The organism is Streptomyces odontomachi (genome assembly GCF_024435355.1).
Classification (GTDB): domain Bacteria; phylum Actinomycetota; class Actinomycetes; order Streptomycetales; family Streptomycetaceae; genus Streptomyces; species Streptomyces odontomachi.
Genome location: NZ_JAMJWG010000007.1, coordinates 22,718 through 35,519 on the forward strand (window position 1 = coordinate 22,718; position 12,802 = coordinate 35,519).

The 12,802-nt window shown below is 70.3% G+C and carries 11 protein-coding genes, 1 other RNA gene and 1 pseudogene; 9 read left to right on the plus strand and 4 right to left on the minus strand.

Going from position 1 to position 12,802, the window contains the following annotated elements; translation table 11 throughout:
- Window positions 1-224 precede the first annotated feature (224 nt).
- The 3 genes from NQO67_RS16460 to NQO67_RS16470 are packed head-to-tail and all read left to right on the plus strand — an operon-like array spanning window position 225 to window position 3,293.
- The gene (locus NQO67_RS16460) at window positions 225-1,166 is read left to right on the plus strand and encodes a Nif3-like dinuclear metal center hexameric protein (RefSeq protein WP_255950746.1); all 942 of its coding nucleotides are present in this window, start codon (window positions 225-227) and stop codon (window positions 1,164-1,166) included.
- On the plus strand, window positions 1,163-1,906 hold the full coding sequence (locus NQO67_RS16465) for a zinc ribbon domain-containing protein (protein ID WP_255951013.1): 744 nt from the start codon (window positions 1,163-1,165) through the stop codon (window positions 1,904-1,906). The genes NQO67_RS16460 and NQO67_RS16465 overlap by 4 nt, the downstream gene beginning before the upstream one ends.
- A 19-nt stretch (window positions 1,907-1,925) precedes the next feature.
- A complete protein-coding gene (locus tag NQO67_RS16470; protein ID WP_255950747.1) occupies window positions 1,926-3,293 on the plus strand; it encodes a bifunctional RNase H/acid phosphatase in 1,368 nt (455 codons plus the stop codon).
- A gap of 506 nt (window positions 3,294-3,799) precedes the next feature.
- Here NQO67_RS16470 and NQO67_RS16475 read toward each other — a convergent pair.
- Entirely contained in the window at window positions 3,800-4,834 is a 1,035-nt protein-coding gene (locus NQO67_RS16475) for a LacI family DNA-binding transcriptional regulator (protein ID WP_255950748.1), read from the minus strand.
- Window positions 4,835-5,008: 174 nt separating this feature from the next.
- Here NQO67_RS16475 and eda point away from each other — a divergent pair, with 174 nt between their 5' ends.
- A complete protein-coding gene (gene eda / locus NQO67_RS16480; protein ID WP_255950749.1) occupies window positions 5,009-5,641 on the plus strand; it encodes a bifunctional 4-hydroxy-2-oxoglutarate aldolase/2-dehydro-3-deoxy-phosphogluconate aldolase in 633 nt (210 codons plus the stop codon).
- A 483-nt stretch (window positions 5,642-6,124) separates the two neighbouring features.
- Here the strand turns inward: eda and NQO67_RS16485 are convergent, their stop codons facing one another.
- Both NQO67_RS16485 and yaaA read right to left on the minus strand, forming a co-directional pair.
- Window positions 6,125-6,853 (minus strand): GH12 family glycosyl hydrolase domain-containing protein, encoded by a 729-nt coding sequence (locus tag NQO67_RS16485; RefSeq protein WP_305125908.1) that lies wholly within the window; start codon window positions 6,851-6,853, stop codon window positions 6,125-6,127.
- 559 nt (window positions 6,854-7,412) lie between these two features.
- A complete protein-coding gene (gene yaaA / locus NQO67_RS16490; RefSeq protein WP_255950750.1) occupies window positions 7,413-8,213 on the minus strand; it encodes a peroxide stress protein YaaA in 801 nt (266 codons plus the stop codon).
- 228 nt (window positions 8,214-8,441) lie between these two features.
- Between yaaA and rnpB the strand changes: the two genes are divergently transcribed.
- Window positions 8,442-8,853, plus strand: an RNA gene (gene rnpB / locus NQO67_RS16495) — RNase P RNA component class A.
- 208 nt (window positions 8,854-9,061) lie between these two features.
- Here the strand turns inward: rnpB and NQO67_RS16500 are convergent.
- Complete coding sequence (locus NQO67_RS16500) at window positions 9,062-9,835, minus strand: SDR family NAD(P)-dependent oxidoreductase (protein WP_255950751.1); 774 nt, start codon at window positions 9,833-9,835, stop codon at window positions 9,062-9,064.
- 423 nt (window positions 9,836-10,258) lie between these two features.
- Between NQO67_RS16500 and NQO67_RS16510 the strand changes: the two are divergent.
- The 4 genes and pseudogenes from NQO67_RS16510 to NQO67_RS16525 all read left to right on the plus strand — a co-directional run.
- Window positions 10,259-10,408: pseudogene (locus NQO67_RS16510) on the plus strand (IS5/IS1182 family transposase); the annotation flags it as partial.
- A 233-nt stretch (window positions 10,409-10,641) separates the two neighbouring features.
- The gene (gene wrbA / locus NQO67_RS16515; RefSeq protein ID WP_255950752.1) at window positions 10,642-11,244 is read left to right on the plus strand and encodes an NAD(P)H:quinone oxidoreductase; all 603 of its coding nucleotides are present in this window, start codon (window positions 10,642-10,644) and stop codon (window positions 11,242-11,244) included.
- 70 nt (window positions 11,245-11,314) lie between these two features.
- Window positions 11,315-11,710, plus strand: a complete 396-nt coding sequence (locus NQO67_RS44870) for a four-helix bundle copper-binding protein (RefSeq protein ID WP_255951015.1) — start codon at window positions 11,315-11,317, stop codon at window positions 11,708-11,710.
- 171 nt (window positions 11,711-11,881) lie between these two features.
- The gene (locus NQO67_RS16525) at window positions 11,882-12,799 is read left to right on the plus strand and encodes an NADP-dependent oxidoreductase (protein WP_255950753.1); all 918 of its coding nucleotides are present in this window, start codon (window positions 11,882-11,884) and stop codon (window positions 12,797-12,799) included.
- Window positions 12,800-12,802: the final 3 nt, after the last annotated feature.

Sequence of the window (12,802 nt, forward strand, 5' to 3'; positions counted from 1 at the left end):
GTAAAGGCGCGTATGGAGTGCGCCGGGCGCGGTGGGCGCGGGGGACGGAGCGCGTGAGGTCGTTCGCGCGCCTCTGCCGGTGATCCATCGCGCCGGTCTGTGGCCGGCACGCCGCCGGTCCGTCGCCGGCCTGTCGCCGGGCCCTCGCGCGTCCCCGACCGGCCTTCCCCGGCACCTCCGCACACTGGTGTGGACGCCGACACGGGCCAGGTAGCCTTGCACCCGTGCCCCGTCTGTCTGAAGTCATCGCCGCCCTCGACGCCCTGTGGCCCGCGGAGCGGGCGGAGCAGTGGGACGCGGTCGGCACGGTCTGCGGCGACCCCGATGCGACGGTCACGCGTGTGCTGTTCGCCGTGGACCCCGTTCAGGAGATCGTCGACGAAGCGGTGCGGCTCGGCGCCGATCTGCTCGTCACCCACCACCCGCTCTACCTGCGCGGCACGACGACCGTCTCGGCCGCCACCTTCAAGGGCCGGGTCGTGCACACCCTGATCAAGAACGACGTGGCCCTCCATGTCGCGCACACCAACGCCGACAAGGCCGACCCGGGTGTCTCCGACGCCCTCGCCGGCGCCCTGGACCTGCGGGTGACCGGCCCGCTGGTGCCCGATCCCACCGATCCGCACGGCCGCCGGGGCCTGGGCCGGATCTGCGAGCTGGAAACCGCGTTGACGGTGCGCGAGTTCGCCGCCCGCGCCGCCGAGCGGCTGCCGGCCACCGCCCAGGGCATCCGTGTCGCGGGGGATCCCGACGCGCGGCTGCGCACCATCGCGGTCAGCGGCGGATCCGGTGACAGCCTCTTCGACGACGTGCGTGCCGCGGGCGTCGACGCCTTCCTCACCGCCGACCTGCGCCACCACCCGGCCTCCGAGGCCCGCGAGCACAGCACGCTCGCGCTCTTCGACGCCGCGCACTGGGCCACCGAATGGCCCTGGTGCCAACTGGCCGCCGCCCAGCTCGACGAGGTCTCCGAACGGCACGGCTGGGGACTGCGCGGCCATGTCTCGACCACGGTCACCGACCCCTGGACGGCGCACGCCGGCTCCGCCGCCGAGCCGTCCGCCGCCTTCGGTGTCACGCCGCCCGGCGAGTCGGCGGACCTCGAGGCCGGCTCCCGCGCGGCGACCGCCCCTGTATCCCACGACGCACCTGGAGCCCCCAACTGAACGCCGCGCCCGCCGACCAGATCCGACTCCTCGACGTCCAGGGACTCGACGTACGCCTGACGCAGCTGGCGCACCGCCGCTCGACCCTGCCCGAGCTCGCCGAGATCGAGTCGTTGAACAAGGACCTCGCCCAGCTGCGCGATCTGCTGGTCGCCGCGCAGACCGAGGAAAGTGACTGCGCACGCGAGCAGACCAAGGCCGAGCAGGACGTCGACCAGGTGCGCCAGCGAGCCGCCCGCGACCAGCAGCGGCTCGACTCGGGCGCCGTCACCTCGCCGAAGGACCTGGAGAACCTCCAGCACGAGATCGCTTCCCTCGCCAAGCGCCAGTCGGACCTGGAGGACGTCGTCCTGGAGGTCATGGAGCGCCGCGAGTCCGCGCAGGCCCGTGCCGCCGAGCTGACCGAGCGGGTCGCCGCCGTCCAGGCGAAGATCGACGACGCCGCCGGGCGCCGCGACGCCGCGTACGAGCAGCTGGACGCCGAGACCGCGTCCGTCACCAAGGAACGCGAGGTCATCGCCGGGTCCGTGCCCGCCGACCTGCTGAAGCTCTACGAGAAGCTGCGCGAGCAGCAGGGCGGCGTCGGCGCGGCCAAGCTGTACCAGCGGCGCTGCGACGGCTGCCGCCTGGAGCTGAACATCACCGAAGTCAACGAGGTGCGGGCCGCCGCGCCGGACGCGGTGCTGCGCTGCGAGAACTGCCGTCGCATCCTGGTCCGCACCGCCGATTCCGGCCTGTAGTCGTCCGGGGGCCGGCAGCATGCACGAGTTCATCGTCGAGGCGGACGGCGGTTCCCGGGGCAATCCGGGTCCTGCGGGTTACGGCTCCGTGGTCATCGACCCCGAGTCGGGGGAGATCCTGGCCCAGACCGCCGAGTACATCGGCATCGCCACCAACAACGTCGCCGAGTACCGGGGCCTCGTCGCCGGCCTGATGGCCGCGCACGCGCTCGATCCGGCGGCGCGGGTGCGGGTGCGGATGGACTCCAAGCTGGTCGTGGAGCAGATGTCGGGGCGCTGGAAGATCAAGCACCCCGACATGCGGCCGCTCGCGGCGCGTGCCGCGGCCGTCTTCCCACCCGGGCAGGTCAGCTACGAGTGGATCCCGCGGGAGCGCAACAAGCGGGCGGACCGGCTGGCCAACGAGGCGATGGACGCCGGCAAGCGGGGCGAGCAGTGGGCCCCGTCCGCGTCGCCCACCGCACCGGCGTCCGCGCCGCAGGCCCCCGCCGGCCCGCCCGGCGACCAGGCCGCCGGTGCCCGTCGGGCGCGTGCCGCGATCACCTCCCCGACCGCCACCCGCGCCGGGCGAAGGGAAACGGCCCAGGCCGCGCCCGCCCCTTCCACCGGCCGGTCCGACGCGGCACGGCACGACGGCAAGGACGCCGCCGACGTCCGTGCCGCGAAGGCCGTCGCAGGTCACGGCGGTGCGGCACCGGTCACGGCGGGCCCACGGCCCGACACCTCTCGCGCGCCCTCCGTCGGTTGGGGCTCCGCGGACCTCGGCACCCCCGCCACGTTCGTCCTGATGCGGCACGGCGAGACCCCGCTCACCCCGCAGAAGCGCTTCTCGGGCAGCGGCGGCAGCGACCCGGCGCTCGCGCCGGCCGGGCGGGCGCAGGCCGAGCGCGCCGCCGACGCGCTGGCGGCACGCGGCACCGTCCAGGCCATCGTCAGCTCCCCGCTGCGGCGCTGCCAGGAGACCGCGGACATCGTCGCCGCCCGGCTCGGCCTGAAGGTGAGCCTCGAAGACGGCCTCCGTGAGACGGACTTCGGGGCCTGGGAGGGCCTGACCTTCGCCGAGGTGCAGGAGCGCCATCCCGGCGACCTGGCCGCCTGGCTCGCCGCACCGTCCGCCGCGCCGACCGGCGGCGGTGAGAGCTTCGACGCGGTCTCCGAACGGGTCTCCGCCGCCCGCGACAAGCTCCTCGCGGCCCATGCCGGCCGCACGGTCCTGGTGGTCACCCACGTCACCCCGGTCAAGACCCTCGTCCGGCTCGCGCTCGGCGCCCCGCCGGAGTCGGTCTTCCGCATGGAGCTCTCCGCGGCCTCGCTCTCCGCCGTGGCGTACTACGCCGACGGGAATGCGAGTGTGCGGTTGTTCAACGACACGGGGCACCTGCGGTGAGCTTGGTCCCGTAGGCGCGGGAGGCTTTTCGGCCTCCGGCCGGGGGCGTCCCTGCGGGGCGTTACGCGGCTCCGCCGCGGGGCGCGCGTAGCGCGTTTATAGGAGCGCGGGGAACTGCGCGACCGGCCACGACGAGGCCGTGGGGTCGTCACCGTCCGGGTGGGGCTGTTCCGGTCGTGTCCGGACCACCGGCCGGTGGGGGCTGGTCGCGCAGTTCCCCGCGCCCCTTGGTTGGCGCCTGCGGCGCTCCCTCGGGGCCGTGCGGCGGAGCGCGTGTCCGGACCACCGGCCGGTGGGGGCTGGTCGCGCAGTTCCCCGCGCCCCTTGGTCGGCGCCTGCGGCGCTCCCTCGGGGCCGTGCGGCGGAGCGCGTGTCCGGACCACCGGCCGGTGGGGGCTGGTCGCGCAGTTCCCCGCGCCCCTTGGTTGGCGCCTGCGGCGCTCCCTCGGGGCCGTGCGGCGGAGCCGCATGTAGAGCACAGCCCCGCGCCCCTTTTTCGTTGGCGCCTACGGCGCCCCCTCGCGGTGGGTGCCCCTGAGCACCGGGCCGGAACTGGCGCTTATCGTCAGTTGGGGTGGGATGAGGGCGACCTCGGGGGCGGGGTCGTCGGTGAGTTTGGCCACCACCAGTTCCACCGCGCGCCGGCCCATCTCCTGGGCGGGTATGGCCACCGAGGTCAGGCGTACCGACGCCTGCGCGGCGACCTGCTCCTGGCAGACGGCCACCACCGAGACGTCCTCGGGCACCGCACGGCCCTGCTGGCGCAGCACGGTGAGCAGCGGCTCCACCGCGTACTCGTTCTGCACGATGAAACCGCTGGTGCCGGGCCGCTCGTCGAAGATCCGGGACAGGGTCGCGGCCATGGCCGCATAGCCCGCCTCGCACGGCCGGTGCAGCACCCGTACGCCCAGCTCGCCGGCGCGCTCCCGGACGCCGTCCAGGGTCCGAAGGGCGAACCCGGTGTGCCGTTCGTACACCGCGGGCGCCTCGCCGATCACCGCCAACTCCCGGTGGCCGAGCGAAGCCAGATGCGTCACGCAGAGCGCACCGGTGGCATGGAAGTCGAGGTCCACGCAGGTCAACCGGTCCGTGTCGGCGGGCAGCCCGATGAGTACCGCGGGACGGCTGCCGCAGTCCCGCAGCAGCGGCAGCCGCTCGTCCTGCAACTCCACGTCCATCAGGATCATCGCGTCGGCCAGCGCGCTGCCGGTGACCCGCCGCACCGCCTCGGGGCCCTCCTCACCGGTCAGGAAGAGAACGTCGTAGCCGTGCGTACGGGCCGCGGTGGCGACCGCGATGGCGATCTCCATCATCACCGGGACGTAGATGTCGGTACGCAGCGGCACCATGAGCGCGATGATGTTGGACCGGCTGCTGGCCAGTGCGCGGGCTCCGGCGTTCGGGTGATATCCGAGCTGCCGGATGCTGCGCTCCACACGCGTCCGAGTGGCGGCCGAGATGGACCGCTTCCCGCTGAGGACGTAGCTCACCGTGCTCGCCGAGACTCCGGCATGCTGGGCGACCTCGGCAAGTGTGACCATTCACCTCTCCTGGGCAGGCGTGCGACGGGACAACGAAGAACGTACCGGCCGGGCCGTTCCGGCGGTGCGGGGTGGGGAGCCGCGGTGGCGGCACGGACACCATCGTCCATTGTCATATTGCATTACTTGCAACGTTCTTTGCAGTCCCTGCCATCTCGGGGGCAGGATGATCCCATGACATCTCTGCCGCCCTCCGTGCTCGATCTCGCCCCCGTCATGCCGGTCGTCGTACTGGAGAACGCCAACGACGCCGTGCCCCTGGCCCGGGCGCTGGTCGCAGGCGGACTCCCGGCGATCGAGGTGACCCTGCGGACGCCTGCCGCGCTGAGCGCGATCCGCGCCATCGCGGACGAGGTGCCGGAGGCGGTGGTCGGGGCCGGCACCGTCGTCACCCCGAAGAACGCGGCGGACGCGGTGGCCGCCGGAGCGCGCTTCCTGGTCAGCCCCGGTGCGACGCCGGCGCTGCTGGACGCCATGGAGGCGTCAGGGGCGCCCTTCCTGCCGGGCGTGTCGACGGCGTCGGAGGCCATGGCACTGCTGGAGCGCGAGGTGAACGAGATGAAGTTCTTCCCCGCCGAGGCGTCGGGCGGCCCCGCCGCCCTGAAGGCCCTGGCCGGCCCGCTTCCGCAGGCCCGGTTCTGCCCGACCGGCGGCATCACCATCGGCACGGCTTCCACCTATCTCGCGCTGGGGAACGTCGGCTGCGTCGGCGGTTCCTGGATGGTGCCCGGGGAGGCGCTGGCCGCCGGGGACTGGCAGCGGATCACCTCCCTCTCCGCGGACGCCGCGGCACTGGCCGACCGCTAGGCCCTGTCGTCAAACTCCCGTCTGCTCGGCGACGCCATGCACGCCCTCTCGCCGCACCGGGCACAAGCCCACGTACTCCCCCACTGCCTGAACGGCGTGGGAGGTGCCCCCATGCGTACGCGGACTCGCGCCCGGCACTCCCCCAAGCTCTTCGAGCAGGGGGGACCCCCAGAGCACGCACTGGGGGTACCGCCCACGCCCTTCAGGCAGTGGGGGAGCCGCCAGGCCGCCCTTCGGGCAACGACGGGAGTTTGACGACAGGACCTAGGGCCCTTCCTGAGGACCGCGCCGGGCCCGCGCTCCCTTCGGGCCTCGGCTTCATCCGCTCGAAACCCGGGGCCGGCGGCGCGCGGTGCCGCCGCCGACGCCACAGACGGCGGGCCGGTCTGCCCCAAGAGACCGGCCCGCCGTCCCCCGGTGCCCCGTCATTTCGACGAGACGCTCAAGGGCCCACGGAACGTGGGCCTGTCGGGTGGTGCGGCGTCAGCTCGACGACACGCTGTACCGGCTGGTGGTGAAGTTCAGCCCGCCGGACGACGAGGTGATCTCCCAGCCGAACTGCACCTCGCCGATGGTCTCGTTGCCGAACCAGCCCTTGCTCTGGATCCACTTCAGGATCGACAGGATGTCCACCGTGCCGGAGTTGGAGTCGGAGGTGCGCAGGAACGAGAAGACCTGGTTGCTTCCGTTGCTGCCGTTGTAGACGTTCCAGCTGCTGCCGCCCACCGAGAGGTTGCTGTCGGTCTGGCCGCCGATCGGTCCGACGGCGCCGTTGTAGTTCACCCAGACCATGATCTCGTAGCGGTGCGCGGAGTCCCAGATGTCGTACGCGGTGTTGTACGCGCCGGAGGACGGGACCGAGACGCTGTAGCTGCTGGTGAGCGAGTTCAGCGACGACAGCGACTTGTTGATCGACTTCGTGATGTTCGGGTACGCCTTGACCCCACCGGTGTTCGGGTGGTTGGCCGTGACGCCCCAGGAGCTGGAGGAGTCGGCCCAGATGGTCTGCGTGCCCGCACCGGAACCCCAGACGTCGTTGTAGAGGATGTATCCGTCGGAGGTCGTGTACTGGGCCCACTGGTCCGAGGACTCGAAGACGTGGTCCGCCCTGGCGGACGCGCTCTGGGCGGGGGCGAGGGAGACGCCGACCAGGACGGCCGCTGCGGCCGGGCCGAGCAGGAGCTTGCTCAGCGTGCGACGACGGATTGCCATGGTTGTCCCTTCCATGGGTGTGGGGGAGCACCACGCCCGGGGGTGGGGCGCGGTGTGCTGGCGGTGCGGCCGGAGGCGCCGGCCCGGACGGTCGGGACCTGCCCCGTCCCGCGCCGCCGGACGTGCTCGCTTCGCACGTGCCGGCAGACGTGCCGACCCGGCGACCTCCGGCCTGCCGGCGCGGACCTGGCTCAGCCGGTGTGCCTGGCCCGAGCGGTGCGGCCCGCCCCGTTCGTCCGGCCGGTGCGGTGCGGTGCGCCCCGGCCGGTTGGTGCAGTGTGCTGAACGAAACCTGAGCTCAGGTGAAGCGATTCGACGTGCGACTGGCCGCCGTTCTCGGCCTTGCCCGGTGCGGCTGCCTGACTCTGTCGAATGACTCGTCGAAGCGCTTCGAAAGAAGGCGTACTGAGGGTAGAGGAAGCACGGTGCACGCACAAGGGACCGCGGGGACGGCGCTGTTGCGCCCCTCACGGTCCCTTGTGGCGACCCTCGCCAGGCCTCGGCTGATCCGTCCGGGATCCGGGCTCCCCGCCTCAGCGGATGAGCTCAGCGGACGGCCTCAGTGGATCTCCGTCACCACCACGTCCAGCGCCCAGGCCCGACCGGGCCCGCCCTCCGTCGCCACCTCGACGGTGTGGCCGAGGTCCCGGAGCGCTTCGACGAGCGCGGCCGGGGTCCTGGGCGCCGCTCCGGCGGTGAGCAGGCCGCGCAGCAGCCGCCCCTTCGTGGCCTTGTTGAAGTGGCTGACCACCGAGCGCCGCTCGACGCCGTCGACCACCTGCGCGTGCAGTACCCGCACGGTCGCCGTCCGCCCGGCGACCTCTCCCCGCGGCTTCCAGGCCGCCGCGTACGCCGAGGACCGCAGGTCGAGCACCAGCCCGCCGCCCGTGACCTCGGGCAGCACCTCCGCCATGGCCGGACGCCAGTACGCGCCCAGCGCCCCCAGCCCCGGTAGCGTCACGCCCATCGAGCAGCGGTAGGACGGGATCCGGTCGTTCAACCGCACCGCTCCCCACAGCCCGGAGAACACCAGCACCGAACGCGCCGCCCGCCGCTTCGCCGCGGCATCCAGCGACGCCAGGTCCAGCGCGTCGTACAGCACGCCCGTGTAGAGGGCGCCGGCCGTCCGCGTCCCGGCGCTGCGCAGCCCCGCGTTCCGCACCACCTCGTCGCGCTGCCCCTCGCTGAGTTTGAGCACGTCACGGGCCTTGTCGGGGTCACCGGAGCACAACGTCACCAGCTCGTCCAGCACGGCAGCCCGGGCCGGGGTGAGCCCCGGCAGCGACAGCGACTCGAGATCCACAGGTGTGCCGCGCCCGGGCGTGGCCTTGCCTTCGGAGGGCGGGAGCAGGACGAGCACGATGCGGTCTCCGGGACGGGAGGGGGCGGGGGCTGCAACAGCGTACGGGGTGCGGGCGCGCATGCCGGCCCGCGCCCCTGCACGCGGCGACAACGCGGCCCTATCCGGTGATCGTGTGACTCGATCGAGGGAAGACCTGGATCACGAGGACTGCATCGGGCTGATCGTGCTGCCGGGTGATCGCCCTGGCCGTACCGCCTCAGCGGGTACCATGGTCACCACGGCAGACGAGCCGGGCGGACGGCCGCGAGGAGCCCCCAGGGGATCCCCGAGGAACGTCCGGACTCCACAGGGCAAGGTGGTGGCTAACGGCCACCCGGGGTGACCCGCGGGACAGTGCCACAGAAAACAGACCGCCGGGACCGTATCCGTACGGACCTCGGTAAGGGTGAAACGGTGGTGTAAGAGACCACCAGCGCCTGGGGTGACCCAGGCGGCTAGGTAAACCCCACCTGGAGCAAGGTCAAGAAGGGGCCACCCGCAAGGGCGGCCCTGCGCGGACGATCGAGGGCGGCCCGCCCGAGTTCGCGGGTAGACCGCACGAGGCCGGTGGCAACGCCGGTCCTAGATGGATGGCCGTCTCCCCGGCCGCCGCGAGGCGACCGGGTGACAAAATCCGGCGTACAGCCCGACTCGTCTGCCTTTAGAGCCCTGATCTGGAGGTTTCTCCGGGTCGGGGCCATATTTCGTAAGGGGATGTTCCCGCTTGTTCCCCTTTCTGCGTGCGGCCGGCGGCAAGCCCAACTAGTCGGCCTCTCCTGTACAACGGGGGGACCTCATGGCGTCGAAGACGTCGCGAAGGGCACGCGATGCGTCGGGCAGCCCCCGAGATGCACGGCCGAGCAGGATCAGTTGCGGCCTGCCATGACCCCGCCGTCGACGTTGAGGATGGCGCCGGTGGTCCAGTCGGAATCCGATGAAAGGAGGAAGGTGATGGCCGAGGCGAGATCCTGGGGGGTGCCGATCCGGCCGAGCGGGTGCAGGCCGCTGAGCTGCTCCAGCGATCCTTGCACCTGGCCGGCGGGAAAGACCTTTTCATAGAGGGGGGTGTCGGTGACGGCGGGAGCCACGGCGTTCACCCGGATGCCCTTGTCGGCGAGCTCGATGGCCAGGTTGTGCGTGAGGGCGTGCAGGCCCGCCTTGGCCATCGAGTACGCCGACGAGGGTGTCGCGGCCAGTGCCTGGTGCGCCCACATGCTGCCGACGTTGACGATGGCACCGCCTCGACCACCGTCGATCATGCCCCGGACGACCGTCTGCGTCAGGAAGAACGTCGACCTGTTCAGGTCGTGATAGGAGTCGTAGTCCACGACCTCGTGGTCGACGAAGGGCTTGGGCAGGAAGAACCCCGCCGAGTTGACGAGGAGAGTGGCGTCGGAGTGGTTCTGCGCCAGCTGCCTCTGCGCCTCGACGACCTGGTCCCACTTGGTCAGGTCGGCTGCGATCGACCATGCGCTGCCCGAGCGTGACAGGTTTGCCACGGCGTCGTCGAGTTTCCGCCCCGGGCGGCCGATGATGACCGCGCTGCCGCCCTTCTCGATGACGTTCTGCGCGGTTTTGAGGCCCATGCCGCTGGCCCCGCCGATCGCGACGAGTTTCTTGCCTTCGAATTCTGAGGCCATGCAGATCAAACTCCGTTTGAGCCCGAGTAGTTTGTTCCGCCCATTCCATCCTGCTGTCAGCAGGATCGACGGTTGGTGCACACGCACCATGCGCCGTTCGGTGTCCCCGATCACCTGGGCGGAGCAACCAGACGCGGGAGATCGCTGTCAACGCGCCCGCCGCCCGCGGGCGCCCTCGCAGGCACAGGGTGAGGATGGTTGGACGAACCTGGTGATGGGGCGTGGAGCATCGCAGCTTGCGCAGTAAGCCGCCAGGTTTCGATCGATCGACTGCAGCGTGCGTCCAGCATGACGAACGCTTTGGTGGAGGCGATCTGTACTGCTTCGGTCAGGGTCGGTGCGTGGGTGATCAAGGTATCGATGGCCTGGTCGATGTACGGGTACGCGGTGGGGACGCTGTCGCTGAAACCAGCGGCGGCCTGCCCCCTGGCCCTCGTTGCCACGCCTGGCAATGTCGACGACTCCACCGTGTTCGAGACGGTGCTTCAGTCGGTGCGGGTGCCTCGCATGACCGTGGGCCGGCCGCGGGGCGGACCAGAGGCGACCATCGCGGACGAGGCGTACTCCCGTCGGCATCCGGGAGCAGCTGCGCACGCTGGAGGAGGCTTGGCGCTCCCCGCTCGCGTCGCTGCGCCCGGCGTCGGCGCCCACCTGAGTACCTCCGAGCGCCTGCTACAGCGCTGCTCCCAAGCTTGCCGCCTCCAGTCGCCCAGAAGGCGGCCGTGGCGCGACTGCACCATGTCTTCAACGATGGCGCATAAACCAGCGTAATGTATCTATAAACTGGACATAAAGGGAGTTAGTGCATGGCTGTACACCTGGCTGTCGTCTACTACAGCGCTACGGGGAACGTTCACAAGCTCGCCGAGGCTGTCGCAAGGGGTGGGGCAGGGCGAGGAGCTGAGGTCCGTCTGCGGCGTGTTCCGGAGCTGGCGCCGGACACGGCCATCGATGCCAATCCGGCCTGGCGCGCTCACGTCGACGCTACGAAGGACAGCGTGCCTGAAGCGATGCTGGAGGATCTGGAGTGGGCGACGGCTTATGCGTTCGGCACCCCGACCCGGTACGGCAATGTGTCGGCCCAGTTGAAGCAGTTCATCGACACGACAGGGGGTCTGTGGCAGGCGGGTGTGTTCCACAACAAGCCCGTCACCAGTTTCACGTCGTCGTTGAACCGTCATGGTGGTCAGGAGTCGACGTTGTTGTCCTTGAACAACGTTTTCTATCACTGGGGTTGCATCATCGTTCCGCTCGGCTATACCGACCCACTCTTGTTCGCCTCGGGCGGCAATCCATATGGGACGAGTTGGCCGAGTAGCGGTGGCGAGGAGCCTGATCAGGCGGTCCTGGAAGCAGCCGACTATCAGGGAAGGCACCTGGTGCAGATCGCTGAGCAACTGCGCGGCTGAGTGGCCGGACGAGGCCGCCAACCAAGTTCAGAACCAGAGGGGTTTTGCCGTGTCGGTAGTCGTCAGACAGATGGCCGAGTCCTACCCTGGGCCCAGGCCGGCCTACGATGAAGCATTGATCAGCTGCATCGAAGAGTGTGTCGCTTGCTTTCAGGCCTGCGCTGCGTGTGCCGATGCCTGTTTGGCGGAACCTGACATCACATCGTTGATCAAGTGTGTGCGTACGGACCTCGACTGTTCCGACGCGTGCGCCACTACGACGACCATCCTGACACGGCGCACGGCCGTTGACCTGAAGGTTGTGCGGGCTGCCGTCGAGAGCTGTCTGGCCGCTTGCTTTGCATGCGCCGAGGAGTGTGAGCTGCATGCCGCACACCATGAGCATTGCCGCATCTGCGCTGAGGTCTGTCGGCGGTGCGAGGAGGCGTGCCGTCGACTTTTGGCATCGCTTCCGACCCGTGACTAGGCCGTTTCCTTCGGATCATCTGATCGTCAATTGATGTGTGTCGTTGACTGATGTTCAGTGGGCGAGGATCGAGCCGTCGCTGCCGGATCGGACTCTGAAGCGGGGAGGGCGGTGGCGTGATGCAGCGCGACGTGCTGTAGGAGGCGAAGACCGGGTACAGGGAGATCCTCGATGAAAGCGATTGTGGTAACGGACGAGGCCGCGGGCACGGCTGGGATGACGCTGGCGGAGCGGCCGGAGCCGGAGGCGACGGGGAACGACGTCCTCGTTGAGGTACATGCGTCGGGATTCACCCGTGGCGAGCTGACATGGCCCGGCACCTGGACCGATCGTCGCGGCCAGGACCGCACACCGTCGATTCCCGGCCATGAGTTGGCCGGAGTGGTCAGCGTACTCGGCTATGGCACGAGAGGGTTGTCGGTGGGACAGCGGGTGTTCGGCCTCGCGGACTGGACACGTGACGGCACCCTGGCGGAGTACGTGGCGGTCGAGGCGCGTAACGTCGCTCCGCTGCCGGGCGATGTCGATTTCACGGTGGGCGCGAGCCTGCCGATCTCGGGTCTGACCGCATGGCAAGGGCTATTCGTACACGGCCGCTTCCAGGCCGGACAAAGCGTCCTCGTGCATGGTGCAGCCGGTGGAGTCGGTTCGATGGTGACCCAGCTTGCCAAGGAATCCGGCGCCTACGTCATCGGCACCGGACATGTCGCCGACCGGCAGACGGCTCTCGACTTCGGTGCGCACGAGTTCGTCGACCTCGACAACGACGCCCTGAAAGACGTCGGCGGAGTCGACCTGGTTTTCGACGTCATCGGCGGCGATATCGGAAAGCGCTCCGCGGGCCTGGTTCGAGCCGGAGGAATGCTGGTCACCATCGCCGGCCCGCCCGAGACGCTACCGGTCGATGGTCTGGCGGTGGATTTCGTTGTCGAGGCCGATCGTGCGCAGCTGGGTGAGATCGTCCAGAGGGTGCGGGATGGTCGGCTGCGAACGAACATCGGCAACGTCGTATCGCTCGACGATGCCGTCGCCGCCTTCAATCCGACCGGGCGGGTCAAGGGAAAGACGATCGTCCGCGTTCGTCCGTGAGAA